19 protein-coding genes are annotated in these 21,634 nt (G+C 69.5%); 6 read left to right on the top strand and 13 right to left on the bottom strand.

Features of this window, described 5'->3' with window-relative positions; translation table 11 throughout:
- The first annotated feature begins 74 nt into the window (after positions 1 to 74).
- The gene (locus tag AC3ENX_RS06840; RefSeq protein WP_434811117.1) at positions 75 to 2,219 is read left to right on the top strand and encodes an ATP-dependent Clp protease ATP-binding subunit; all 2,145 of its coding nucleotides are present in this window, start codon (positions 75 to 77) and stop codon (positions 2,217 to 2,219) included.
- On the opposite strand, the gene AC3ENX_RS06835 is transcribed toward AC3ENX_RS06840, so the two are convergent.
- Positions 2,216 to 3,523 (bottom strand): MFS transporter, encoded by a 1,308-nt coding sequence (locus AC3ENX_RS06835; protein ID WP_434811116.1) that lies wholly within the window; start codon positions 3,521 to 3,523, stop codon positions 2,216 to 2,218. The genes AC3ENX_RS06840 and AC3ENX_RS06835 overlap by 4 nt on opposite strands.
- A 58-nt stretch (positions 3,524 to 3,581) precedes the next feature.
- On the opposite strand from AC3ENX_RS06835, the gene AC3ENX_RS06830 reads away from it, so the two are divergent.
- Positions 3,582 to 4,079, top strand: coding sequence for an ArsR/SmtB family transcription factor (locus AC3ENX_RS06830; protein WP_434811115.1), 498 nt, complete (start codon positions 3,582 to 3,584; stop codon positions 4,077 to 4,079).
- Between the two features lie 161 nt (positions 4,080 to 4,240).
- Here AC3ENX_RS06830 and AC3ENX_RS06825 read toward each other — a convergent pair whose 3' ends face one another.
- Positions 4,241 to 4,822: a nitroreductase family protein gene (locus tag AC3ENX_RS06825; protein WP_434811114.1), complete on the bottom strand. Its 582-nt coding sequence runs from the start codon at positions 4,820 to 4,822 to the stop codon at positions 4,241 to 4,243.
- 171 nt (positions 4,823 to 4,993) lie between these two features.
- Here AC3ENX_RS06825 and rraA point away from each other — a divergent pair, with 171 nt between their 5' ends.
- On the top strand, positions 4,994 to 5,461 hold the full coding sequence (rraA, locus tag AC3ENX_RS06820) for a ribonuclease E activity regulator RraA (protein ID WP_434811113.1): 468 nt from the start codon (positions 4,994 to 4,996) through the stop codon (positions 5,459 to 5,461).
- Between the two features lie 105 nt (positions 5,462 to 5,566).
- Here rraA and AC3ENX_RS06815 read toward each other — a convergent pair whose 3' ends face one another.
- The 8 genes from AC3ENX_RS06815 to AC3ENX_RS06780 all read right to left on the bottom strand — a co-directional run bounded on the left by AC3ENX_RS06815 (position 5,567) and on the right by AC3ENX_RS06780 (position 13,899).
- Entirely contained in the window at positions 5,567 to 6,658 is a 1,092-nt protein-coding gene (locus AC3ENX_RS06815) for an ABC transporter permease (RefSeq protein WP_434811112.1), read from the bottom strand.
- Positions 6,655 to 7,539: an ABC transporter ATP-binding protein gene (locus AC3ENX_RS06810; protein WP_434811111.1), complete on the bottom strand. Its 885-nt coding sequence runs from the start codon at positions 7,537 to 7,539 to the stop codon at positions 6,655 to 6,657. Before AC3ENX_RS06810 ends, AC3ENX_RS06815 begins: the two co-directional genes overlap by 4 nt.
- A gap of 246 nt (positions 7,540 to 7,785) precedes the next feature.
- Positions 7,786 to 8,451, bottom strand: a complete 666-nt coding sequence (locus AC3ENX_RS06805) for a response regulator (RefSeq protein WP_434811110.1) — start codon at positions 8,449 to 8,451, stop codon at positions 7,786 to 7,788.
- Positions 8,448 to 9,725 carry a sensor histidine kinase gene (locus AC3ENX_RS06800; protein WP_434811109.1) on the bottom strand — a complete coding sequence of 426 codons (1,278 nt, stop codon included), beginning with the start codon at positions 9,723 to 9,725 and terminating at the stop codon, positions 8,448 to 8,450. The genes AC3ENX_RS06805 and AC3ENX_RS06800 overlap by 4 nt, the downstream gene beginning before the upstream one ends.
- An 81-nt stretch (positions 9,726 to 9,806) precedes the next feature.
- Positions 9,807 to 10,040, bottom strand: a complete 234-nt coding sequence (locus AC3ENX_RS06795) for a PLDc N-terminal domain-containing protein (RefSeq protein ID WP_434811108.1) — start codon at positions 10,038 to 10,040, stop codon at positions 9,807 to 9,809.
- 31 nt (positions 10,041 to 10,071) lie between these two features.
- Positions 10,072 to 10,911 carry an exodeoxyribonuclease III gene (locus tag AC3ENX_RS06790; protein WP_434811107.1) on the bottom strand — a complete coding sequence of 280 codons (840 nt, stop codon included), beginning with the start codon at positions 10,909 to 10,911 and terminating at the stop codon, positions 10,072 to 10,074.
- 40 nt (positions 10,912 to 10,951) lie between these two features.
- Entirely contained in the window at positions 10,952 to 12,355 is a 1,404-nt protein-coding gene (gene pntB / locus AC3ENX_RS06785; protein WP_434811106.1) for a Re/Si-specific NAD(P)(+) transhydrogenase subunit beta, read from the bottom strand.
- The gene (locus AC3ENX_RS06780; RefSeq protein WP_434811105.1) at positions 12,352 to 13,899 is read right to left on the bottom strand and encodes a Re/Si-specific NAD(P)(+) transhydrogenase subunit alpha; all 1,548 of its coding nucleotides are present in this window, start codon (positions 13,897 to 13,899) and stop codon (positions 12,352 to 12,354) included. Before AC3ENX_RS06780 ends, pntB begins: the two co-directional genes overlap by 4 nt.
- A gap of 165 nt (positions 13,900 to 14,064) precedes the next feature.
- On the opposite strand from AC3ENX_RS06780, the gene pyrE reads away from it, so the two are divergent.
- Both pyrE and AC3ENX_RS06770 read left to right on the top strand, forming a co-directional pair.
- Positions 14,065 to 14,643 carry an orotate phosphoribosyltransferase gene (pyrE, locus tag AC3ENX_RS06775; protein WP_434811104.1) on the top strand — a complete coding sequence of 193 codons (579 nt, stop codon included), beginning with the start codon at positions 14,065 to 14,067 and terminating at the stop codon, positions 14,641 to 14,643.
- Between the two features lie 144 nt (positions 14,644 to 14,787).
- Positions 14,788 to 17,640, top strand: a complete 2,853-nt coding sequence (locus AC3ENX_RS06770) for a glycosyl hydrolase (protein WP_434811103.1) — start codon at positions 14,788 to 14,790, stop codon at positions 17,638 to 17,640.
- 128 nt (positions 17,641 to 17,768) lie between these two features.
- Here the strand turns inward: AC3ENX_RS06770 and AC3ENX_RS06765 are convergent, their stop codons facing one another.
- Complete coding sequence (locus AC3ENX_RS06765; RefSeq protein ID WP_434811102.1) at positions 17,769 to 18,587, bottom strand: HAD-IIA family hydrolase; 819 nt, start codon at positions 18,585 to 18,587, stop codon at positions 17,769 to 17,771.
- Between the two features lie 41 nt (positions 18,588 to 18,628).
- Between AC3ENX_RS06765 and AC3ENX_RS06760 the strand changes: the two genes are divergently transcribed.
- Entirely contained in the window at positions 18,629 to 19,582 is a 954-nt protein-coding gene (locus AC3ENX_RS06760) for an SDR family NAD(P)-dependent oxidoreductase (RefSeq protein ID WP_434811101.1), read from the top strand.
- 12 nt (positions 19,583 to 19,594) lie between these two features.
- Here AC3ENX_RS06760 and AC3ENX_RS06755 read toward each other — a convergent pair whose 3' ends face one another.
- Positions 19,595 to 20,233 carry a metal-dependent transcriptional regulator gene (locus AC3ENX_RS06755; protein WP_434811100.1) on the bottom strand — a complete coding sequence of 213 codons (639 nt, stop codon included), beginning with the start codon at positions 20,231 to 20,233 and terminating at the stop codon, positions 19,595 to 19,597.
- A gap of 8 nt (positions 20,234 to 20,241) precedes the next feature.
- Positions 20,242 to 21,585: an Nramp family divalent metal transporter gene (locus AC3ENX_RS06750; RefSeq protein ID WP_434811099.1), complete on the bottom strand. Its 1,344-nt coding sequence runs from the start codon at positions 21,583 to 21,585 to the stop codon at positions 20,242 to 20,244.
- Positions 21,586 to 21,634: the final 49 nt, after the last annotated feature.

Below are 21,634 nucleotides of genomic sequence, written 5' to 3'. Positions count from 1 at the left end.
ACGTGCCCTCGACGTGGTAAAGTTGAGCGCAAGCGACTCAAGTTTGAATTGCGCCATGGATTTCAGGAGTACACATGAACGCACAACCCACACCCGCGCAGGAGGAGCAGCAGAGCGCCCTCGAACAGTTCGGGATCAACCTCACCGACCGCGCACGGCAGGGCAAGCTCGACCCGGTCATTGGACGCGACAGTGAGATCCGCCGCGTGAGCCAGGTGCTCACCCGCCGCACCAAGAACAACCCCGTGCTGATCGGCGAGCCCGGCGTCGGCAAGACCGCCGTCGTTGAAGGCCTCGCGCAGCGCATCGTCGCAGGCGACGTCGCCGAGTCGCTCAAGAACAAAGAACTCGTCACCCTCGACATCTCGGCGCTCGTCGCCGGTGCCATGTACCGGGGGCAGTTCGAAGAGCGCCTCAAGAACGTGCTGAAGGAGATCACCGAGTCCGAAGGTCGCATCATCACCTTCATCGACGAACTGCACGTGCTCATGGGCGCGGGTGGTGGCGAGGGATCGGTCGCTGCATCCAACATGCTCAAGCCGATGCTCGCGCGCGGTGAGCTGCGCCTCATCGGCGCGACCACGCTCAACGAGTACCGAGAGTTCATCGAAAAGGATGCCGCCCTCGAACGGCGCTTCCAGCAGGTGTACGTCGGCGAGCCGAGCGTCGAAGACACCGTCGCGATTCTGCGCGGACTCAAGGGTCGCTACGAGGCGCACCATGGTGTCATCATCAGCGACGGTGCGCTCGTCGCGGCCGCAGCGCTCAGCAACCGCTACCTGCCGAGCCGTCAGCTGCCCGACAAGGCGATCGACCTGATCGACGAGGCCATGAGCCGCCTCAAGATGGAGATCGATTCGAGCCCCGTCGAGATCGACGAGCTGCGCCGGTCGGTCGACCGCATGAAGCTCGAAGAGCTCGCGCTGAAGAAGGAGAAGGATGCCGCCTCGAAGGAACGCCTCGTCGCCCTGCGCGAGCAGATGGCCGCGGCATCCGACGAGCTGGCCGCCCTCGAGGCGCGCTGGGAGCGGGAGCGCGCCGGCCTGAACCGGGTCGGCGAGCTCAAGAAGCAGCTCGACCAGGCCTACACCGAGCGCGACCGCGCGCTGCGCGAAGCCGACTACGCGCGCGCGTCGAAGCTCGAGTACGAGACCATCAAGCGCCTCGAGCAGGAGGTCGCCGACGCCGAACGCGCCGAGGCCGACCCGGCCGAGGAGCGCATGGTCAACGAGCAGGTCACCGATGAAGACATCGCCGCCGTCATCGCGGCGTGGACCGGCATCCCCGTCGGGCGACTGCTGCAGGGCGAATCCGAGAAGCTGCTGCACCTCGAGGCCGAGCTCGGCAAGCGCCTCATCGGGCAGAAGGAGGCGGTCGGGGCCGTATCGGATGCGGTGCGCCGTTCGCGCGCGGGCATCAGCGACCCCCACCGGCCCACCGGCTCGTTCCTGTTCCTCGGGCCGACCGGTGTCGGCAAGACCGAGCTCGCCAAGGCGCTCGCCGAGTTCCTCTTCGACGATGAGCACGCGATGGTGCGCATCGACATGAGCGAGTACGGCGAGAAGCACTCCGTCGCCCGGCTCGTCGGCGCCCCTCCCGGGTACATCGGCTACGAGCAGGGCGGGCAGCTCACCGAGGCGGTGCGGCGTCGCCCATACTCAGTCGTGCTGCTCGACGAGGTCGAGAAGGCGCACCCCGAGGTCTTCGACGTGCTGCTGCAGGTCATGGACGACGGGCGGCTCACCGATGGCCAGGGCCGCACGGTCGACTTCACGAACGTCATCCTGATCCTCACCTCGAACCTCGGCTCGCCGATCCTCATCGACCCGACCCTGTCCATGGATGACAAGCGCGAGCAGGTGCTGGCGCTCGTGCGGCAGGCCTTCCGCCCCGAGTTCGTGAACCGGCTCGACGACGTCGTGGTGTTCCAGCCGCTGTCGGAGGCCGACCTCGCCCAGATCGTCGAACTGTCGGTCGACGCGCTGCAGCGCCGGCTGGGGTCGCGACGGCTGACCCTGGCCGTCACGCCGGATGCCAGGGCGTGGCTTGCCGAGCGCGGCTACGACCCGATCTACGGCGCCCGGCCGCTGCGCCGCCTCATCCAGACCGAGGTGCAGGACCGCCTGGCCCGCGCGCTGCTGGCCGGCGGCATCCATGACGGCGACATCGTGCGCGTCGACGTCGCCCCGGACGGCTCCGCGCTGGTGCTCACGACCTAAGCCTCCCGGGCGTCGGGGAGGTTGCGGAGGCGCCAGAACGGGCCGATGACGACGGGGAGCGCTGACAGGAGCGCGCCGACGGTGCCGATCCAGAGGGTCGGGACCGTGCCGAGCCACGTGCCGAGCCAGCCGGCGGCGAGCGCCGAGAGCGGCATGACGCCCCAGACGCAGAAGCGGATGCTGGCGTTCATCCGCCCGAGCAGGCGCGGCGGCGTGATCCGCTGGCGGAACGTCACCTGCGTGATGTTGTAGACGAGCACCCCGAAGCCCATCAGCATCCCCTGCAGCACGAGCATGACGAATGCGGCGGGGGTCGGGAGGATCGCGGCGAGCGGGAACGGCACCATCGCGAGGCTGAAGCCGATCGCGCTCAGCGGGATGAGGCGGGCTTCGCCGAACCGCGAGACGAGCCGCGGCGTTGCGATCGCGCCGAGCAGTCCGCCGACCGCGCCGAGCGAGAACAACAGGCCCATCAGCTCGGGCGAGAATCCGAGGATGCGCAGGAAGAAGATCGGCGTCAGTGTGAAGACGAGGGTGCTGGTGAGGTTCGAGATCGCGGTGGTCGCCACGATGCGTCGCAGCAGCGGGTTGCCGAACACCCAGCGCAGGCCCTCCGCGATCTCGCGGTGCAGTGGTGCGCGGTCTTCGGGGGCGCGGCGCTCTTCGTGGTCGCGTGTGGACAGCAGCGCGATCATCGACGCGATGTAGGTGCCGACCGTCGCGAGGATCGCCATCGGTGCGCTGATGAGTCCTACCAGCCCGCCGGCGATCGCGGGACCGGTGAGCCCCGCGAGCTGTTGTGTCGACTCGAGCTTGCCGTTGGCGTCGGCGATCTGCTTCGGCTGCACGAGCGAGGGCACGAGTGACTGGTACGACACGTCGAAGAACACCGTCGCGATGCCGACGATCAGCGCCACCACGTACAGGTGCCACATTTCGAGGATGCCGAGCAGGTGCAGCGCAGGCACCGCGGTCAGCGCGAGGGCGCGCACGGCGTCGGCCCAGATCATGACGTGCCGCTTGCGCATGCGGTCGATCCACGCGCCGGCGGGGAGTCCCACGACGAGGAACGCCGCCATCGAGGCCGCGTTGAGGTAGCCGACCTGCGCCTCGGTGGCGTGCAGCAGCAGCACCGCGAGCACCGGGAGGGCGAGCTCGACGATCTGCGCACCGAACTGGCTGAGCGCCTGGCCGCCCCACATCGTGACGAAGTTGCGGTCGCGCCAGAGCGACGGGGCGGGCGCCGCGGCATCCGTTCCGTCGGGGCCGTTCGTGCCGTCCGCTGCATCGACTGATTGAGACATCTCGATCAGTATGCGCCGATCGATTGGGAAGTGTCAATCAGTCGGCTACGCTGGCCGCATGGACGATGCAGAGGCACGCGCGGCAGCCCGCGCGCTGAGTTCACCGCTGCGGATGCGGGCGCTGCGCCTGTGCCGGTTCGACGCGCGCACCAATAAAGAACTCGCCGACCTGCTCCAGGTCAATCCCGGCACGATGCTCCACCACGTGCGCACGCTCGTGGATGCCGGGTTCCTCGCGCCGCAGCCCGAGCGCACCGGCGCGCAGGGCGCTCGCGAGGTGCCGTACCTGGCGACGGGGCGTTCCTGGGACGCGCCGATGGAGAACGGCACCGCCGTGCTCATGGAGACGGTCCGCCAGCAGGTCGCGCTCGCCGACCCGGCACACGTCGAACTCGGCTGGCTCGGCCTCAAGCTGAACGCCGAGCACCGCGCCGAACTGCACGAGGCGGTGCAGGCGCTGTTCGCCCGCTACAAGGACGCACCGCCCGATCCCGACGGCGACCCCTACTCGCTGGTGGTCATCACCCACCCCGACCTCAACCCGCCCGGCGCCTGAGCCGGGCTGCCTGGCCGACGGACGCCGCCCCCCCGTGCACAACTGCGGGGATCCGCCGCGACACGCCGTCAGGCTCGATGGGTCGACGGCGTGTCGGGCGAGATCCCCGCAGTTGTGTTCGCGCCGGATGGGTCAGCGCGCGGGCCGGGCGGATGCCGGGGTCAGGCGTTGACGACGGCCGACTCGACGATCGGTCGGCGCACGCGAGGTGCCCGCTCGCCGTCGCGGCTGGCGACCGGAGCGTCGTCGATGGTGCCGGCAGCGCCGACGGCCATGACCGTGAAGGGGCGCAGGTCGCCGTCAAGGCCGAATGCGGCGGCGACGGCGTCGGGGTCGAAGCCGGTCATCTGGTGCGTGGCGAGCCCGCCCGAGTGGGCCTGTACGGTGAAGTGCGCCGCGGCCTGGCCGAGGTCGTAGAGCGCTGACGGAAACTCGCGGCCGTCGCGTGAGAGTTCGGCGACGAACACGACGAGCGCGCCCGCGGACGCAGCCCAGGCCTGGTTGAACGCGACGAGCGAGTCGACGACCTTGGCATGTGCGTCACTGCCGCGTCGCGCGACGATGAACCGCCAGGGCTGGTTGTTGAACGCGGACGGCGACCAGCGTGCCGCTTCGAGCGCTGCCGCGAGGGCGTCTTCATCGATCGCGGTGGCGCCATCGAACGCGCGGGTGCTCCAGCGCTGCGAGAGCACGTCGAGGATCGGGGTGTCGGTGGGTGCGGTGCGGTCGAGCAGATCGGTCATGGGAGGTCCTTCAAGGTGTCTGAACAATGCCGAGACACCGTCGTCCCGATCCATGCAACCGGATGCAGTGGCCGGATGTTCCCGGTGCGAGCTTTTGCGTCACAGAAGTCCGGCCGATCTTCGCAGCGTCGCGGAGTCCGCAACGCGTGCGGGCATGCGTACGGTGAACGCATGGGCATCGCGACGGCAGACCTCTACGACGAGCGCGGCGACGAGCTGGACTCGGTCGGCATCCAATTTCACGACATCGGCGGACACGTCGCGTTCGACGGGCCGGTGCGCACGATCCGCTGCCACCGCGACAACGCGCTCGTCAAGCAGACGCTCGCCACACCGGGAGACGGTGCGGTGCTCGTCGTCGACGGCGGAGGGTCGCTCGAGTCGGCGCTCGTGGGCGACCTCATCGCGGCATCCGCCGTCGAGCACGGCTGGGCGGGCGTCATCGTCAACGGTGCGATCCGCGACCGCGAGGCGATCGGGCAGTTGCCGCTCGGCGTGAAGGCGCTCGGGTCGAACCCCCGCAGGAGCGCGAAGGACGGCGTCGGAGAGGTCGACGTCGTCGTCGAGATCGGCGGGGTCGCGTTCCGCCCCGGCGCGCATGTGTGGGCCGACGCCGACGGCATCCTCGTCGAACGCTGAGCCGCGAAAACCACACCGACGTGAGAAACCACCCCTGCACGCGTGTGTCGCAGCAGGGGTGGTTTCTCGGCGGGCGGATGCCGGGGCAGGCGCGGACGCCGGGGTTCAGCCGGCGAGGGCCTCGCGCAGCTTGACCCGGGCGCCCATGCGCAGCAGCGAATTCTCGTAGATCTTCGCCCCGACCACGATCGCGGCGACGCACGTCGCGGCCAGGATCAGCAGCGAGAGCAGCGGCTCCCACCACTGCGCCTCGCCGAGGAACAGGCGCATCGGCATCCCGACCGGCGCCGAGAACGGCACGTACGACATGATCGTCATCACGAGCGGGTTGTCGTTGAAGAAGATGACCAAGAAGTACGGCGCCATGATGAGGAAGATCAGCGGTGTCGTGGTCGATCCGATGTCTTCCTGCCGCGAGACCATCGCGGCCGCGGCGGCGAACATCGCCGCCAGCAGCACGAACCCGAGCAGGAAGAACACCGCGAACCACGCCAGCGGCGCCCCGAGCCCGCCGAGCAGGGCGGTCTGCCCGGTGACGGTCAACCCCACCACGGCGATCGCCGCCAGGATGAGGATCTGCCCCATCGCGAGGATCGTGTTGCCGATGACCTTTCCGGCAAGCAGTGCCCGCACCGGGATCGCCGAGAGCAGCAGCTCCACGACGCGGGTCTGCTTCTCTTCGACGATCGACTGCGCGATGGTCGACCCGAACAGCTGCGCAGACATGAGGAACACGATGCCGAAGCCGAGCGCCACGAAGTAGCGCAGCATCGCGTCGGTCGACGACGGGTCGAGCATTTCGACCGGCGGCAGTTCGGCGAGCGACATCAGCAGGGATGTCGGGGCGGAGTCTTCGGCGAGCACGGCGAACCCGAGCGGCGATGCGCTGTCGGCGACGACCGCGGCATCCACATCGCCGGCGAGCACGAGCGCTTCGGCGTCGGCGCGGCTGCCGACCTCGGTGACCTCGAGGCCCTGCACACCGGCGACGTACTGCTCGGCGTCGGCCGTGACGGCGACGGGCGTGCCCGACGTGTCGCGTGCCTGGAGGCCTCCCCAGACCACCAGGGCGAGCGCCGCCAGGAACAGGATGGCGAACGAGATGATGAACGCCTTGCTGCGCAGCTTCGAGCCGATCTCGCGCTCGGAGACGAGCCAGACGCTCTGCAGGAACGACGGGGCGGGTGCGGTGCTCATCGGATGACCTCCTTGAAGATCTGCGAGAGGGACGGATGCTGCGGTGCGAAGCTCGCGACGTCGCCGCCGTCGATGGCACGGCGCAGCACGATCTGGGCGGTCTCGTCGCTGTCGACGTCGAACACGGCGTAGCCGCCGTCGAATTCGAGCACCTCGACCCCGGGCACGTCACGCAGCCAGCCGGCATCGCCTGCCGAGACGAGTTCGAACCGGTTCTGCGCGTGCTCGGCTCGCAGCCCGTCGCGGGTGCCGGCGGCGCGGATCGTGCCCCCGGCGATGATCACGAGGTCATCGCACAGGCGCTCGACGACATCGAGCTGGTGCGACGAGAACAGCACCGCGACGCCCTGCGCGGCGCGGGCCTGCAGGACCCCGGCGACCACCTCGACGGCGATCGGGTCGAGGCCAGAGAACGGCTCGTCGAGGATGAGCACCTCGGGATCGTGCACGAGGGATGCCGCGATCTGCGCGCGCTGCTGGTTGCCGAGCGACAGGGTCTCGACGTTGTCGTCGAGGCGCTCGCCGAGCCCGAGCTCTTCGAGGAGTGCGCGGGCGCGAACCGTGGCATCCGCCTTCGAGAATCCGTGCAGGCGGGCGAGGTACACGATCTGCTCGAGCACCTTCATCTTCGGGTACAGCCCGCGCTCTTCGGGCATGTAGCCGAAGCGGCGGCGGTCGGCGCTCGTGACCGGCTCACCGTCGATCGTGACGGTGCCGCCGTCGCGGCTGAGCAGTCCGAGCGCGATGCGCATCGTGGTGGTCTTGCCGGCGCCGTTGCCTCCGACGAAGCCGGTGAGCCGCCCGGGGGCGACCGTGAACGTGATGTCGTCGAGCACGCGGCGACCGCCGTAGCTCTTCGTGATGCCCGTCAGCTCGAGCATGGTGCCTCCTCGGGGATGTCGTGCCTCCACGCTACGAACCCCGCGCCCGCCACACATCCGTCCCGCGGCGGATCCCCCGGCATCCGCCGTCGGAGGGATGCCGGGGGATGCCGGGGGTGCCGGGGGAGACGCACGCCGAGGTCGCGTGCACAACGTCGCCATTCCGCAGCCCGGTGCCCTGGAACCGGGCCGCTCGACCGCTCAGCGCACCGGATTGGCGACGTTGTGCACGCCGGGGCTCAGCCCTCAGGCGAGGCCGTGGCGGTGGGCGTAGACGACGGCGGCGACGCGGTCGCGGGCGCCGAGTTTCTGCAGCAGGTTCGACACGTGGGTCTTCACGGTGGCCTCGCCGATGAACAGTTCCTTCGCGATCTCGCCGTTGCTGTAGGCCTGCGCGAGCAGGCGCAGCACTTCGCTCTCACGGTCGGTGAGGTCGACGGCGATGCCGGATGCCGGGGGCGCCGGCTCGGCAGCCCCGATGGGGTCGCTCGTTCCCGCGAACCGCTCGATGACCCGCCTCGTGACTGCGGGCGCCAGCAGGGCATCGCCCGCCGCCGCAACTCGCACGGCGGCGACCAGGTCTTCGGGGCCCGCGTTCTTCAGCAGAAAGCCGCTCGCCCCGGCAGACAACCCCTGGAACAGGTAGTCGTCGCGGTCGAAGGTCGTGACGATCACGACGGCCGACGCGACGGCCGGGTCGGCGACGATGCGCCGGGTCGCCTCGAGCCCGTCCATGTCGGGCATCTGCACGTCCATGCAGATGACGTCGGGGTGCAGTTCGGATGCCGCGGCCACCGCCGCCGTCCCCGTGCCCGCTTCGCCGACGACGGTGATGTCGTCTTCGGCCTCGAGGATCATCCGGAACCCCGCCCGCATGACGGCGTGGTCGTCGACCAGCAGCACGCGGATCACGCGGGTGCTCCCGCCGGGGCCGCGGCGGCGACGGGCACTCGTGCCCGCACGAGGAACCCGCCGCGCGGACGTGGGCCCGCCTCGACGGTGCCGCCGGATGCCGCGGCGCGCTCGCGCATGCCGACCAGCCCCAGGCCGGGGCGACCGCCGGCACGGTTGAGTCCCGTGTTGGTGACTTCGAGTTCGACCGCGTCGGTCGCGTAGCGCAGGCGCACGTCGGCGGTGGCTTCGGGCCCGCCGTGGCGGCGCGCGTTCGTGAGCGCCTCCTGCGCGATGCGATACAGGTTCACCTGCACGAGGGCGGGCACTTCGACCGGTTCGCCGACGACCGTGAGCGTCGTCGGGAGGCCGTTCTCGCGGGCATGCGCGACAAGGTCGTCGATCGTCGCGAGTGACAGGGTCGAGTCGTCGGGAGTGTCGGCATCCGGTGTGCGGAGCGTGTCGAGCAGGTGGTGCAGGTCGTCGATCGCCGCTCGCGCCGACGTCTCGATGCCGGCCAGTGCGGTGCGCGCGGCGGTGGGGTCACGGTCGAGCACGGTGCGGGCAGCGCCGGCCTGCACGCCCATCGCCGAGACGTGGTGGGCGACGACATCGTGCAGTTCGCGGGCGATGCGCACCCGGTCGAGCGCGACGGCCTGTGCTGCCGTCAGTTCGCGCTCCCGTTCGAGTTCAGCGGTGCGCTCCTCGATGACGAGGCGGGCGATCGCCTGCGCGTACGCGCGCTCGCCGAAGTAGTAGGCGCCGCCGAAGAAGGCGGCGTTGACGAGCAGGTTGATGAGCGAGAACGCGACGAACGGCGACATCGCACCGGCCTGCGACAGTGCGCCCTCCGCCGGGTCGGTCGCGGCCTGGAACATCGTGACGAGCAGCCACACGAACATGCCCGCGATGACGATGACGCGCACGACGGTCGCGCGCCGCCGGTCGTCGACCCACGCGCCGACGGTGTACATCGCGATGAACAGGGCGATCTGGCTGACGTAGAACTCGGGCACCCGTGCGCTCATCGCGACGAAGTAGGCGACCGCGACGACGATGAGCACGGTGCACGGAAAGCGACGTCGCACGGCCAACGGCACCGTCATGCCGGCGGTGTAGAGCAGCGCCCAGCCGAGGCCCGGCGTCTCCTCTTCGTAGAAGACGCCTGCGATCTGTCCGAGCCAGGCGCTCAGCACGGCGCCGAGCAGCAGCGCGCCCGCAAGCCACACGTCCGCCTGCAGTTGGCCGGACGTCGGGGGATGCCGTCGTGTGACGGCCGCATCCGTTATCGACATGGCTCCAACGCTACGGCGCACGGCGGGCACCGGCATCCCCCGCACGGCGGATCGAATCGGGGCCGGGCGACGGTGACGCGGTCAGGTGCGCGAGGGAGCGACTGCGCGGCGGCCGACGAACAGCCACGCGGCGGCGCCGACCAGCGGAACGAAGATCACCAGCAGGGTCCACACGAGCGCCTGAAGCGTCGTGAGGCGCTTCGCGGACCGGGCGAGCGACACCAGCGCGACCACGGCGAACACCGCGATCGCGATTGCGACGATCGACCAGGCGATGTCGTATCCGGCCGGCAGCAGCGGGTTCACGGTGTCCATGCCGTCAGCCTATCGACGCGGGTCCCGCCGCTCAGAAGATCATCGGGCGCTCGTCGTCGTCCTCGCCGTCGAGGTCGAGGTCGACCATCACCGGCACGTGGTCGCTGGGGATCTCGCCCTTGCGCTCGTTGCGGTGGATGACTGCACCCGCCACGGCATCCGCGAACGCGGGGGAGCCGAGGATGAAGTCGATGCGCAGCCCCTCGTTGCGGGGGAAGCGCAGCTGCTTGTAGTCCCAGTACGTGTAGCCGGTGGGCACGAGCGGCCGGACGGTGTCTGCCAGCCCCGCGTCGAGGAGCGCCTGGAACGCGGCCCGCTCGGGCGGTGAGACGTGGGTCGTCACGCCCTCGATGACGGTCGGGTCGCCGTTGTCGTCGTCGGTGGGGGCGATGTTGAAGTCGCCGGTCAGCGCGAGGGGCAGGTGGGGCTGCGCGGCCAGCGTGGTCGCCGTGTATTCGCGCAGGGCCTCCAGCCACGCCAGCTTGTAGGCGTAGTGCGGGTCATCGAGCGAGCGACCGTTGGGCACGTAGAGGCTCCACGCGCGGACGCCGCCGATCGTCGCGCCGATCGCGCGAGCCTCCTGCGGCGGATGCGGGTCGTCGGGGTTCTTGCTGAAGCCGGGCATGCCGGGGAAGCCGATCTCGAGGTCTTCGATCGGCTCACGGCTGGCGATCGCGACGCCGTTCCACTGGTTCAGTCCGTGCGCCTCGACGTGGTAGCCCGCCGCCTCGAACTCGGCGTACGGAAACTGCTCCGGCTTGCACTTGATCTCCTGCATGAGCAGCACGTCGACGTGCTCGCGCACCGCGAAGTCGACGGTGCGCACGACGCGCGCGCGGATGGAGTTCACGTTCCAGGTGGCAAGACGCATGCATCCAGCCTATTTCGCCCCGCCGACCCCGCCCGCCGGGTCACAGGACGCGGAGGATGTCCTCCACACGCTCCTTCGCGTCGCCGAACAGCATCTGCGCGTTCTCGCGGAAGAACAGCGGATTCTGCACGCCGGCGTAGCCGGAGGCCATCGACCGCTTGAACACGATGACGTTCTGCGCCTCCCACACGCGCAGCACCGGCATCCCCGCGATCGGCGACCCCGGGTCTTCGGCGGCGGCCGGGTTGACGGTGTCGTTCGCGCCGATCACGAGCACGACATCGGTGGATGCCAGGTCGTCATTGATCTCGTCCATCTCGAGCACGACGTCGTACGGCACCTTCGCCTCGGCCAGCAGCACGTTCATGTGCCCGGGCAGGCGACCGGCCACCGGGTGGATGCCGAAGCGCACGTCGACGCCCTTCTCACGCAACCGGTGCGTGAGCTCTGCGACGGGGTACTGCGCCTGCGCGACGGCCATGCCGTAGCCCGGAGTGATGACCACCGACGACGCGGATGCCAGCATCTCCGCCGCCGACTCGACGTCGATCTCGCGGTGCTCACCGTGGTCGGCGTCATCGCCCTTGGGCGCTTCGATGCCGAAGCCGCCGGCGATCACCGACAGGAACGACCGGTTCATCGCCTTGCACATGATGTACGACAGGTACGCACCCGACGAGCCGACGAGCGCACCCGTCACGATGAGCAGGTCGTTGTTCAGCAGGAAGCCCGCGGCAGCTGCCGCCCACCCCGAGTAGCTGTTGAGCATCGAGACGACCACCGGCATGTCGCCGCCGCCGATCGAGGCGACCAGGTGCCAGCCGAGCAGCAGTGCGACCGCCGTGACGGCGATGAGCAGGGCGAGCGAGGGGGTGATGACGTACCAGACCGTCAGCGCCACGAACACGACGAGTGCACCGAGGTTGAGGAAGTTCTTGCCCGGCAGCACGAGCGGCTTCGACGCCATCCGCGCCGACAGCTTCAAGAACGCGACGATCGACCCGGTGAAGGTCACGCCGCCGATGAACACGCCGATGAACACCTCGGCGTGGTGGATGTCGGCCAGCGCCCCGGTGAGGCCGGAGTCGTGCAGGTGGCCGTTCCAGCCCACCAGCACCGCCGCGAGACCGACGAAGGAGTGCAGCAGTGCGATGAGCTCCGGCATCCCCGTCATCTCGACGACGCGCGCGCGCCACAGGCCGATGATCGCGCCGACCACGACCGCTGCTGCGAGCAGGGTGAGGCCGATCGTGCCCGACGTGGTGCCCCACGCGGCCGATGCGGCGAGCCACACGGTCGCGACCAGGGCGATCGCCATGCCGACGATGCCGTAGACGACGCCGCGGCGGGCCGTCTCGTGCTTGCTGAGCCCCGCGAGGCTCAGGATGAACAGGAGCGCGGCGACGATGTAGGCCGCGGTGCTGATCGAGATCGCGAGACTCATCGGTCGCCCTCCTTCGAGAACATCGCGAGCATGCGTCGCGTCACGGCGAACCCGCCGAAGATGTTGATGGATGCCAGCAGCACAGCGGCCGCGGCGAGCACCTGCACGACGAGGTCATCGGCGGTGATCTGCACCATGGCGCCGACGATGATGATGCCGCTGATCGCGTTGGTGACGCTCATGAGCGGGGTGTGGAGGGCGTGCGCGACCTTGCCGATGACGTAGAAGCCGACGACGACCGACAGCACCAGCACGAGGAAGTGCTGCGGCAGCGGTGCAGGGGCGAACGCGCAGACGGCGAACAGTGCGGCGATACCGGCGGCGATGAGCCCGGTCTTCGCGCCCTGCGACATCGTCTTCTTCGGTGCGGGTGGTTCCGGTGGCGCGGCGGCTGCGGCGGCCGGCGCGGCAGAGACCTGCGCGGGCGGCGGCGGCCAGGTGATCGTGCCGTCCTTCACAACGGTCACCGAGCGCTGCACGATGTCGTCGTCGTCGATGGTCAGCGTGCCGTCTTTGCTGGGCGTGAGCAGCTTCAGCAGGTTGAGGAGGTTCGTGCCGTACAGCTGCGACGCCTGCTGCGGGAGCCGACCCGGCAGGTCGGTGTAGCCCAGGATCGTGACGCCGCCCGGCGTGACGGTGCGCTCGCCGGCGACCGACCCCTCGACGTTGCCGCCCTGGCCGGCGGCCATGTCGACGATGACGCTGCCGGGCTTCATGCTCGCGACATCCGCCGCCGTGATCAGTCGCGGTGCGGCCCGCCCCGGAATGAGCGCGGTCGTCACGATGATGTCGACGTCGGCGGCCTGCTCGGAGTACATCTCGGCGGCGCGACGGTTGTAGGCGTCGCTCGTTGCCTTCGCATAGCCGTCGGAGGAGACCTGCTTCTGCTCGTCGGGGACGACGACCTCGAGATACTCGCCGCCGATCGAGCGGACCTGGTCGGCGACTTCGGGGCGCGGGTCGGTGGCCCGCACGATGGCGCCGAGGCTGGATGCCGCGCCGATCGCAGCGAGCCCTGCCACACCGGCGCCGGCGACGAGCACCTTGGCGGGCGGCACCTTGCCTGCGGCGGTCACCTGACCGGTGAAGAAGCGACCGAACTCGTGCGCCGCCTCGACGACGGCGCGGTAGCCCGAGATGTTCGCCATCGAGCTGAGCACGTCCATCGACTGCGCGCGTGAGATGCGCGGCACGGCATCCATCGCGAGGGCGGTGACGCCGCGCCCCGCGAGCGCCTCGAGCAGTTCGGGGCGCAGTGCGGGGGCGAGCAGTCCGATGACGGTGGTGCCCGGCTGCAGCAGCGACATCTCGGCATCCACCGGCGCGGCGATCTTCAGCACGATGGCTGAGGACCACGCGGTCTGACGGTCGACGATCTCGGCGCCGGCGGCGACGTACGCGTCGTCGGGAAAGCTCGCGCCCGCCCCGGCCCCCTGCTCGACGACGACCTCATAGCCGAGGGCGATGATCTTCTCCGTGGTCAGGGGCGAGACGGCGACCCTGTGCTCTGCTGGCTGCTCAGCGACGATGCCGATGCGCGTCATGGTGGTCCTTCCGGTCGGCAGCGACGCCGACGGTGTGCGGGACTCCTCAATCTATTGGCGCGTCAAGGCCTGGATGGGAGCGTTTCGGTGAAAGATCCCCGGTTCTTGAGGAGTTCGGATGCCGGAGCGCGGTTGCCGGGCGGGGCCTTCCGTAGACTCGGGGGCATGACCTTCTCTTCGTCTCCCGAGCTCGAATCCGACCGCCAGGCGCTGATCACGCTCATCGGCGACGAGGCCGTCTTCCACGGTGACTTCACCCTGTCGAGCGGCAAGAAGGCGTCGTATTACGTCGACATGCGCAAGCTCACCCTGGACCACCGCGCCGCACCCGCGATCGGGCGCATCATGCTCGACCTGATCCGCGACGTCGACGGCATCGTGGCGGTCGGCGGGCTCACGCTCGGCGCAGACCCGATCGCCAACGCCGTCATGCACGAGTCGGTGCGCGCGGGCCGCCCCCTCGACGCGTTCGTCGTGCGCAAGGAGCCGAAGGACCACGGCCGAGGTCGCCAGGTCGAGGGCGCCGACGTGTCGGGCAAGCGCGTCGTCGTCGTCGAGGACACGTCGACGACGGGGCAGTCGGCGCTGAAGGCCGTCGAGGCGCTGCGTCGCGAGGGTGCCGAGCCGGTGGCCGTCGCTGTCATCGTCGACCGCAAGACCGGCGCGCAGGCCGCAGTCGAAGCCGAGGGGCTGCAGTGGCTGGCCGCGATCGACCTCGACGATCTCGGCCTCGCGCCGCAGTAGGCCCTGGGCGTCAGCAGCGACGGGTTCATGTCCGTCGTTGTCACAATCTGACTAAAGCGCTTTACAAACGGGACGGGGCTCGTCTAGCCTCGGCACGTCGGACACCCCGCTCCGGCCCTGCCGCCGCTTCAACGGAGAAGTCCCATGCGACGACGACCGCTGCACACCCGCATCCTCACCTCGATGGCTTTGGCCACCACGGCCATCCTGCTCGCTTCGGGCGCCCCGCCCGCGCTCGCCGCGGACGGCGACACGCACACCATGGTCGATCCGTCTGCGACCGCCCAGACTCGATCGCTCTTCGACTTCCTCGAAGAGCAGCAGGGGCAAGGCGTGCTGTTCGGCCAGCAGCACGCGACCGACTACAGCATCGGCGGAGGTGACTCCGATGCGTACGACGTAACCGGAGACTATCCGGCTGTCTTCGGGTTCGACACGCTGATCATCGACGGCGGCGAACGCCCGGGCATCGATTCGAACACGCCTGAACAGAACGCCGATCTGCTCGCGCAGGCGTTCGTCGACGCCGACGCCAAGGGCGGCATCCCGACGCTCAGCGCGCACTTCGACAACTTCGTCACCGGTGGTGCGTACAACGACGTCAGCAACCGTCCGGTCAGCCAGATCCTGCCCGGTGGCGACTTCAACGACGAGTTCCTCGCGTACCTCGACCTCATCGCGCGCGCCGCGCAGGGCGCCGAGCGCGCCGATGGCACGCTCGTGCCGGTCATCTTCCGTCCGTGGCACGAGAACACCGGTTCGTGGTTCTGGTGGGGTGCCTCGCACGCGACGACCGCGGAGTTCAAAGAGATCTTCCGCTACACCGTCGAGTACCTGCGCGACGTGAAGGGCGTGCACAACTTCTTGTACTCGTTCTCACCCGGCGGCACGTTCGCCGGCGATGCCGACCGTTACCTCGCCACCTACCCAGGCGACGAATGGGTCGATGTGCTCGGCTATGACACCTACGAGAACTCAAACGAACCCGATGACTCGTCGGTGTGGATCGATGAGGTCGTCACCGATCTCGGGATGCTGGCGCGTCTCGCCGAGACGCGAGGCAAGATCTCGGCGTTCACCGAGTTCGGGCGCAACGGTGATCGCACCATCCAGCCGACCGGCAACAAGAGCCTGACGTACTTCACCGACCTGTTGGCCGCGATCAAGGCGGATGCCGACGCTTCGAAGATCGCGTACATGCTCACGTGGGCGAACTTCGGCGGCGGGCAGATCTACGTGCCGCCGGCAGGCCACGAGATGGCGGATGATTTCGCCGCGTTCGCTGCCGACGAGCACACGGTGTTCGCGGGCGACCTGCCAGTCGACCTCTACACCCGGTCGATCTCGACGGCTGCTCACGATGCGTCGATCCGCATCGCCTCCCCGGCGGACGGGTCACGGGTCGAGGAGCTCCCCGCCACCGTTCGTATCAAGCTGACGGGCGTCGACGACGCCGATGTCTCCGGCGCCGCGTTCACCGCCACCGGCACCGACGCGCCCGTCGAGCTGGTGCTGGATGACGAGGGGTTCTGGTCGGCTGAGTGGGATGCTGCCGGTGTCGACGAGAACAGCGAGGCGACGATCACCGCGGCAGTCACGACGGGCGAGCGCGCGCTCACTGCGACGACGAACGTCATCGTCGGCGCCGCGCCAGAACTCGCGCCCGGCGTCATCGACGACTTCGAGACCTACGCGAATGACACCGCGCTGCGCACCGCGTACACGGCCGAGAACACCGCCGCCAGCACCTTCTCCTTGGCAGAGGTCGAGGGGCGCAGCCGCGCGCTGCAGATCGCCTACGACCTGAATGTGGGCGGCTACCTCGGATTCACGAAGGCCTACGCCCAGTCGCAGGACTGGTCGGCCGACAACGAGTTGCGACTCTGGCTTGATCCGGATGCGTCGAACCAGAAGCTCGTCATCCAGGTGACGGCCGGCGGGTTGGCGTTCGAGGGATACCCGTCGCTCGCTGGCGACGAGCCCGGCGAGGTCGCGCTCGCGTTCGAAGACTTCCGGACACCGACCTGGCAGAACCAGCCGGACGCGCGTCTGACACCGCAACTGCTCGACTCGGTGACGAAGTTCGCGATCTACATGAACCACGTCGGCGACGCGCCGACCTCAGGAACGATCCGCATCGACGACATCTCGACTGCGGGTGAGGGAGCCGAGCCGGAGGAGCCGGAGACCTCGACGGGCCCGATCTCGCTGGACGACTTCGAGGCGTATGCCGATACCGACGGGCTGCGCGCGGCGTGGTCGAATCGCAATGGGGCGCAGCAGCTGACGCTCGACCGCGACGCTGCGAGCGGATCGCAGGCGACCGAGTACGCCTACGACTTCGGTGCCGAGACCTATACGCAGGTCGCGCGCTGGATCGGCGGGCAGGACGCCGCGAACTGGGCGGGTCGCGACCGCGTGCGACTGTGGGTCGACCCGAACGGTTCCACCCAGAACCTGCTCATCCAGTTCCGCACGCCGGCGCAGCCGGGCCAGTCCGAAGACACGTTCTGGAACCTCGAGCACCGGCTCGACGGCGCGGAGGCCGGCACCATCGAACTGAACTTCGCGGATGCCGTCGTCGGCTGGCCCTCGGGCATCGACCCCGAACTGCGCCCGAGCGCGACGGACTTGGCCGATGTTCGCGAAGTCGTGCTGATGCTGACGCAAGCCGACACTGAGGCACCCGCCACCGGTTCGGTTGTGCTCGACGACATCGTCGTGACGGGCGAAGATGCCACCGAGCCCACCGAGCCCACCGAGCCCACCGAGCCCACCGAGCCGACCGAGCCGACCGAGCCGACCGAGCCGACCGAGCCGACCGAGCCGACCGAGCCCACCGAGCCCACGGAGCCGAGCGAGGCGCCGGTCGCGGGTTCGACCGGCGGGCTTGCCGCCACCGGTGGCACGACGGCACTCGTCACCGGAACGATCGCGCTCGCACTGGCGGCGCTGACCCTGGGCTTCGTGCTGGTCGTCCGCCGCCGCCGGGCCTGAGTTCTTCCGCGGCCGCGGCTACTCACCACCGCCGCGGCCGCGGAAGAACTGCACCGCGAACACGATGAGGGTGCCCAGGAGGATCACCGTCGTCGTGGCGAACAGCATCGTCTGTTCGAACTCGTTCATCAGAGGCCGTCCGCCAGTTCGGGCAGTTCTGTCTCGACCGGCTCGACCGGCAGCAGATCGGCCACCGAGTCGAGGATCTCGTCGGGCCGGAACGGATACTTCGCGATCTCGGCGTCATCCGAGATGCCGGTGCGCACCAGCACGGTGTGCAGCCCCGCCTCGATGCCGGCGACGACGTCGGTGTCCATCCGGTCGCCGATCATGCCCGTCGTCTCGGAGTGCGCCCCGATCTGGTTGAGCGCCGAGCGGAACATCATCGGGTTCGGTTTGCCGACCACGTACGGTTCGCGGCCGGTCGCCTTCGTGATGAGCGCAGCGAAGGCTCCCGTCGCGGGCACCACACCCCAGGGCGTGGGGCCGGTCGCGTCGGGATTGGTGACGATGAAGCGGGCGCCGTCGTTGATGAATCGGATCGCCTTCGTGATCGCCTCGAACGAGTACTGCCTCGTCTCGCCGACGACGACGTAATCGGGCTGCGTCTCGGTCATGATGTAGCCGGCCTCGTGCAGCGCCGTGGTCAGCCCCGCCTCGCCGATCACGAACGCCGAGCCGCCGGGCAGCTGCGACCGGAGGAAGTCCGCCGTCGCGAGCGCCGAGGTCCAGATGCGTTCCTCCGGAACGTCGAGGCCGGACGCCCGCAGTCGCGCGCTCAGATCGCGCGGCGTGAAGATCGGGTTGTTCGTCAGCACGAGGAACGGCGTGCCGGTGTCGCGCCAGTGCGCGAGCAGGTCGGCGGCGCCCGGAATCGGGCGGTTCTCGTGGACGAGCACGCCGTCCATGTCGGTCAGCCAGCAGTCGATGTCGGCGCGTGTCCGCATGGGACCAGACTAATCGGCTCGATGCCCGTAGTGTCGGTCTCGTGGCGCGCGACACCTGGGACCCCGAGCTGCTGCCCGACCTGTCCGGCAAGCGCTACCTGGTCACCGGTTCCAACGCGGGCCTCGGCTTCTTCTCGTCGCTGCAGCTCGCCGGTGCGGGTGCCCACGTCATCATGAGCGGCCGCAATCCCAACCGCCTCGCCGCAGCGCGCGGCGCCGTGCTGCGGCAGCATCCGGATGCCTCGGTCGAGACGCTCCTGCTCGACACCAGCAATCTCGGCTCGGTGCGCGCGGCCGCCGCAACGGTGAAGTCGCGCAAGGGGCTCAACGGCATCCTGCTCAACGCCGGCGTCGTGCACCCGCCACGCCACCGCGAGGTCACCCGCGACGGGCACGAGATGGTCTTCGCCACCAACGCGCTCGGCCACTACGCGCTGGCCGGCGCACTGTTGCTGCCGCTCGCCGCGGGCCGTGGGCGGCTCGTCTGGAACGGGTCGATCTCGACCATGCTCACCCCGATGGACCCCATCGACCCCGAGCTCGAGAACGGCTACACGCCGTGGCGGGCGTACGTGCAGTCCAAGATCGCCACCACCGCACTCGGATTCGAGGCCGATCGTCGACTGCGGGCCGCGAACGTGCCCGTCGCGAGCGTCGTCGCGCACCCGGGCTACTCGATCGGCGGGCGCACCCGCGGCATCGCCGGTGTGAACGCGCCGAACCGGCTCAAGCGGTTCACCGACAACCTGCAGGCGCCGATCACGCAGTCCAAGGAGCGCGGTGCCTGGCCGCTCGTACGGGCACTCGTCGATCCCGACGTCGAAGGCGGGCAGTTCTGGGGTCCGTCGCGGGTAGTGACCGGCATCCCGAAGCTGTCGACGCCGCCCAAGATCACGCGCGACGAGAACATCTGCGCGCGACTGTGGGACTACTGCGAGTACGCGACCCGCACCGAGTGGCCCTACCTCAAAGCCTCGCGCACCCGCGCTCGCTGAGCTGCAGGTCTGTCAGGCCGTGAGCCAGACGGCCTCGGCCGCGCCCTGCGGCAGGGTCACGGTGGGGGAGTCGTCGATCGCGACCGCGTCACGACCCGTGACGGTGAGGGTGTGGCCGACGTCGATGCCGGCCTCCTCCAGCGCGCGCAGCAGCTCGGGGTCGCGGTCGCTCACCCGCAGCACGCGACCGGCGTGCCCGATGCGCGCTTCGCCGAGCAACACGAACGGCACCCGCTCCACTTCGCCCGCGGCGTCGGGGATCGCGTCGCCGTGCGGATCGAACCGCGGATGCCCGAGCCGCTCCGAAATGCCCTCGAGCAGGCGGTCGCTGATCGAGTGCTCCAACACCTCGGCCTCATCGTGCACTTCGTCCCACGCGTAGCCGAATTCGCGCACCAGCCACGTCTCGATGAGTCGGTGGCGGCGGATGATGGATGCCGCCCGCAGACGCCCGGCATCCGTCAGTGTCACGGGGCCGTACGGGCGGTGCGAGACGAGGTCCTGCGCGGCGAGCTTCTGCACCATTTCGGTGACCGTCGACGGCGCGAGACCCAGCACGCCGGCCAGTTGTGACGGCGTGATCGGGGCGGTCTGCCACTCGGTGTGGTGGTAGATCGCCTTCAGGTAGTCGTCGATCGCGGCGGAGGGCACGCTTCAGGCTATCCGCCCGTGAACACGAGCCACAGCAGGACGCCGTTGAGGGTGATGAGGAACAGCGATGCGGCGATGCCGGCGGCGGTCGTCCACACGCGGTTGCGGAACCCGCCGAGCACGTCGCTGCGGGCCGTGAGTGCCACGAGCGGCACGAGCGCGAACGGGATGCCGAAGCTCAACACCACCTGGCTCAGCACGAGCGCGAGGGTGGGGTCGACCCCGATCGCCAGGATGATGAGCGCCGGGGCGAGGGTGAGCAGGCGTCGGGCGAGCAGCGGGATGCGCACCTTGAGCAGTCCCTGCATGATCTCGGCACCCGCGTAGGCGCCGACGGCGGTCGAGGCGAGGCCGCTGGCGAGCAGCCCGACGGCGAACAGGGTCGCGATGACCGGGCCGAGCCCCGCGCCCAGCGCTGCGTGCGCGCCTTCGAGGCTGTCGGTGCCGGGCGCCCCGGCGAGGTTCGCGGCAGCCAGCAGCAGCATGCACAGGTTGACGGTGCCCGCGATGGCAAGCGCGATGGTCACGTCCCACTTGGTGGCCCGCAGCAACCGGGCGGTCCCGATGCCCCGGCGACCTTCGAGCGCAACCGCATCCCGTTCCGCAGTCACGTGCGCCGGGCCGACGGCGCCGATACCCCGCGCACGTGACTGCGGAGTGGTCGATCCGGGGGCGAATCGGTCACGGGCGAGGGCGCTGTGCGCGTAGATGGCGTGGGGCATGATCGTCGCGCCCAGAATGGATGCCGCCAGCAGCACCGAGTCGGTGCCCTCGAAGCGCGGCACGAGCCCGTCCGCGACGCTCGCGGCATCCGGCGGTGCGACGAACACGCCGTACGTGAAGCCGAGCGCGATGATGAGCATGAGCCCGATGACGACGAACTCGAAGCTGCGGGCGCCGCGACGCGCCTGGATCAACAGCAGCGCGATCGACACGGTGCCGGTGATCACGCCGCCCCACAGCAGCGGCACGCCGAACAGCAGCCACAGCGCGACGGCACCGCCGATGACTTCGGCGATGTCGGTGGCCATCGCGACGAGTTCGGCCTGCAGCCAGTAGGCGCGTCGTCCCCAGCGGTTCTGGATGCGCTCGCCGAGCGTCTCGGCGAGGCTACGCCCGGTGACGATGCCGAGTTTCGCCGACAGGTACTGGATGAGCCACGCCATCGTGTTGCCGAGCACGACGACCCACACCAGCAGGTAGCCGTAGCGGGCGCCCGCCGTCATGTTGCTGGCGACGTTGCCCGGATCGAGGTAGGCGACACCGGCGACCAGCGCGGGGCCCAGCAGCCACGCTGCGCGCTTCGCCCGATTCGGGGCGGGGCGCGTGTCGACGGCCGCACTTTTCGGCATACCGAAAACCGTAGCGGATTTTTCGGCTACCCGAAATATGCCGACGGCC

This window comes from Microbacterium sp. bgisy189 (genome assembly GCF_057707225.1).
The sequence above is the reverse complement of the archived record's forward strand: the minus strand, read 5'-3'. Positions and strand labels throughout refer to the sequence as shown.

Excerpts from the sequence above, each read along its gene's own strand:
- pntB (WP_434811106.1), bottom strand. The coding sequence starts at position 12,355 with ATGAGTCTCGCGATCTCGATCAGCACCGCGGCCTACATCGTCGCCGCG.
- AC3ENX_RS06800 (WP_434811109.1), bottom strand. The coding sequence starts at position 9,725 with ATGTCGATAACGGATGCGGCCGTCACACGACGGCATCCCCCGACGTCC.
- AC3ENX_RS06750 (WP_434811099.1), bottom strand. The coding sequence starts at position 21,585 with ATGCCGAAAAGTGCGGCCGTCGACACGCGCCCCGCCCCGAATCGGGCG.
- rraA (WP_434811113.1), top strand. The coding sequence starts at position 4,994 with ATGGGCATCGCGACGGCAGACCTCTACGACGAGCGCGGCGACGAGCTG.
- AC3ENX_RS06795 (WP_434811108.1), bottom strand. The coding sequence starts at position 10,040 with ATGGACACCGTGAACCCGCTGCTGCCGGCCGGATACGACATCGCCTGG.
- AC3ENX_RS06780 (WP_434811105.1), bottom strand. The coding sequence starts at position 13,899 with ATGACGCGCATCGGCATCGTCGCTGAGCAGCCAGCAGAGCACAGGGTC.
- AC3ENX_RS06840 (WP_434811117.1), top strand. The coding sequence starts at position 75 with ATGAACGCACAACCCACACCCGCGCAGGAGGAGCAGCAGAGCGCCCTC.
- AC3ENX_RS06835 (WP_434811116.1), bottom strand. The coding sequence starts at position 3,523 with ATGTCTCAATCAGTCGATGCAGCGGACGGCACGAACGGCCCCGACGGA.
- AC3ENX_RS06815 (WP_434811112.1), bottom strand. The coding sequence starts at position 6,658 with ATGAGCACCGCACCCGCCCCGTCGTTCCTGCAGAGCGTCTGGCTCGTC.
- pyrE (WP_434811104.1), top strand. The coding sequence starts at position 14,065 with ATGACCTTCTCTTCGTCTCCCGAGCTCGAATCCGACCGCCAGGCGCTG.
- AC3ENX_RS06810 (WP_434811111.1), bottom strand. The coding sequence starts at position 7,539 with ATGCTCGAGCTGACGGGCATCACGAAGAGCTACGGCGGTCGCCGCGTG.
- AC3ENX_RS06770 (WP_434811103.1), top strand. The coding sequence starts at position 14,788 with ATGCGACGACGACCGCTGCACACCCGCATCCTCACCTCGATGGCTTTG.
- AC3ENX_RS06830 (WP_434811115.1), top strand. The coding sequence starts at position 3,582 with ATGGACGATGCAGAGGCACGCGCGGCAGCCCGCGCGCTGAGTTCACCG.
- AC3ENX_RS06765 (WP_434811102.1), bottom strand. The coding sequence starts at position 18,587 with ATGCGGACACGCGCCGACATCGACTGCTGGCTGACCGACATGGACGGC.
- AC3ENX_RS06825 (WP_434811114.1), bottom strand. The coding sequence starts at position 4,822 with ATGACCGATCTGCTCGACCGCACCGCACCCACCGACACCCCGATCCTC.
- AC3ENX_RS06790 (WP_434811107.1), bottom strand. The coding sequence starts at position 10,911 with ATGCGTCTTGCCACCTGGAACGTGAACTCCATCCGCGCGCGCGTCGTG.